General features: G+C 61.9%; 2 protein-coding genes. One reads left to right on the top strand and one right to left on the bottom strand.

The genetic code is table 11. The annotated features are described in order from the left end of the window. Positions 1-617 precede the first annotated feature (617 nt). The gene (locus ACILSL_RS27625) at positions 618-1,847 is read right to left on the bottom strand and encodes an IS110 family transposase (RefSeq protein WP_395735292.1); all 1,230 of its coding nucleotides are present in this window, start codon (positions 1,845-1,847) and stop codon (positions 618-620) included. Between the two features lie 312 nt (positions 1,848-2,159). On the opposite strand from ACILSL_RS27625, the gene ACILSL_RS27620 reads away from it, so the two are divergent. Continuing rightward, positions 2,160-2,349: FAD-dependent oxidoreductase (locus ACILSL_RS27620; protein WP_395735291.1), on the top strand; the 190-nt coding region annotated here is incomplete at its 3' end.

Raw genomic sequence — 2,349 nt, 5'->3', positions numbered from 1 at the left:
CGTCGAGCGTTGCCGCCGAGAGGCGATCAAGCGTACCGACCATGAGAACCGGTATTGGACCGTTGAACGGTCAGACGTCGAGGCCCGTCCCGGGAGCCCAGCTTTCGAGAAGCTTTGGGCCGGAAGCTACTGCGGAATCAACATTCCAAAGTATGTCAGTACAAACAAATAGGCCTAACAAAACGGATGCAGGCAACGGCTCGGATGGCATCTGTCGTGTCATCGACATTTCCCGCTCGCCGTCGCCTGATCCGGGACGTTGATATGGCTCCGGTTTTGGCAAGTGGGAATGTGGGTGCGCTGTCATTTTCATGACCTTCTTCGTTCTGGCTTGTTCTTCTCACCTTAGAAGCAGACTGACCGACCAGGGTGACTCTTATCACTTCGGTGGTTATGCTGATATTCGCGTGCTGGGTAACGCATTTCTTTTGTTCACCGCGGCCTGGGTTCTCACAGTCTCGGCTCGAGCGCTCAAGTCTTCTTTCGATGACTCTGATCTCATAACGTCCCTCGTGTGCTGGCCTCCGCGTCGATCAGCCTGGTTCTAAGGTGTGATGTCTGGCATGTTGGGTTGGTGGTTCTCTGTCTTGGCTGCGGGGTAATCCGGTGCGGGCGGCTTACTTCGTCGTGCTCTTCAGGACATAGGTGCGGCCTTTCTTCTTCGCTGCGGGTTCGGTGCTGATGGCGGTTCGCTCGCGCCGTGGGGGGAGGATGGCGTGGCTGCCGTCGGCCAGTGGGGTGGTGATGCGCATGACTTCCCAGACGAAGGCGGCCAGTTCGCGCGCCAGGGCGATCTGCACTTTCTGCCGGGTCTTGCCGCGTGCGGCGAGCTTGCGTCCGCGCTCGTGCAGCCGGTTCTGGCAGCGCCAGGAGAGCTCCTGCACCGCGCGGCGCCGGGCTTTGGGAACAGCTTGCTGCCGGGTGGTGAGCTCCTGGCTCACCTTCGGTGGCAGCCGGTAGTGCTGCGCGCATTCGTTGAAGATCCAGCGCAGGTGGCCGTTGCCACACTTGGTGATGGCTCCCTGCGTGCGGCTGCCGCCGCTGCTGCTCTCGCTGGGCACGAGTCCAAGGTAGGCCATGAGCTGGCGCGGGTGGGCGAAGCGGTGGATGTCGCCGATCTCCGAGACGGTGATCATGGCGGCGACGGTTTGATAACCGCGCAGGCCCATGAGAGCGAGCACGACGGGCTTCATGTGCCAGTCTTCCAGCAACGCCCGCATGTGCACCTCCAGCCGCTCGATGCGCCCGGCTGCGGCGTCGATGGCCTGGAGGTACTCCTCCAAGACGATCTTCATGGCGGGATGCGGCAGCACCAGCTCTCGCAAGTAGCGCATGTGCGCCACGCCCCACGAGGTCTTCTCGCTGTAGCGGTAACCGTTGCGCAGCAGGAAGGCTTTGAGCTGATGGCGTCCGCGGCGCAAATCCTGCACGGCATCGGTGCGCGCACGGCAAAGGTCGCGCATGGCTTCATCGCGCTCATCGGGGATGTGCACGGCGGTGAGCTCGCCGGCGCGGTGCAGGCGGGCGAGCATGCGCGCATCACGCCGGTCGGTCTTGATCTTGTCGCCCGATCCCTTCGGCGTGAGCGAGGGCGCGACGACATCACAGGCAATGCCCCACTGCTTCAAACGTCGTGCCAGCACGAAGCCGCACGGACCGGCCTCGTAGCACACGCGCAGTTCCTTGTGCGGATGCCCCAGCCTGCGCAGCACCTTCTCGACGTTTTGCAGGTCGCTGGAGAGGATCCCGTGGCTCCTGACTTCGCCGTCGCGTCCCGCCTCGGCGATGGCCACGGCAATGTTTTCGGCATGGACATCAAGGCCCAAATACAATAGTTCTTTGCTCATCTTCGTTCTCCTTATGTGGTGTGTTGGTTGCTCTTTGCTCTGTTCGTCCGGCCGGGACTTTGACTCCCGGCCTGAACATGCGGATAGGCCTCGCAAGAGGCAGCCCGCGATTCCCATGCGGCCAGCACACCACGCCTTTTTCAACCCGCCTCGACATGCTCCCGCTCAGCGAGCGCTGAGCGGACCGCAGCCATAAGGTCTCCACTGGAACATTCTCGATGAGCCGAGTTCTGAAATAGATCGTTCCTTCGGCTGCCCGACGCAAAGAGTTGGCTGATTGACACACCTACCCTCTGCCGTTCTCATGCGCCCATGAAACCCACCGCCCGATTCCTTCTCTCGCTCGCGCTTGGCTGCGCGGCTTCTGTTTCTGCTCAGGATCATGACATCGTCGTCTATGGCGGCACGGCGTCTGCGATCGTCGCGGCGGTGCAGGCGAAGAAGATGGGAAAGAGTGTGATCGTGGTGAGCCCGGACAAGCATCTCGGGGGGCTGAGCAGCG

Source organism: Prosthecobacter sp., assembly GCF_044222345.1.
In the GTDB taxonomy this organism is placed as follows: Bacteria; Verrucomicrobiota; Verrucomicrobiia; order Verrucomicrobiales; family Verrucomicrobiaceae; genus Prosthecobacter.
The sequence above is the reverse complement of the archived record's forward strand: the minus strand, read 5'-3'. Positions and strand labels throughout refer to the sequence as shown.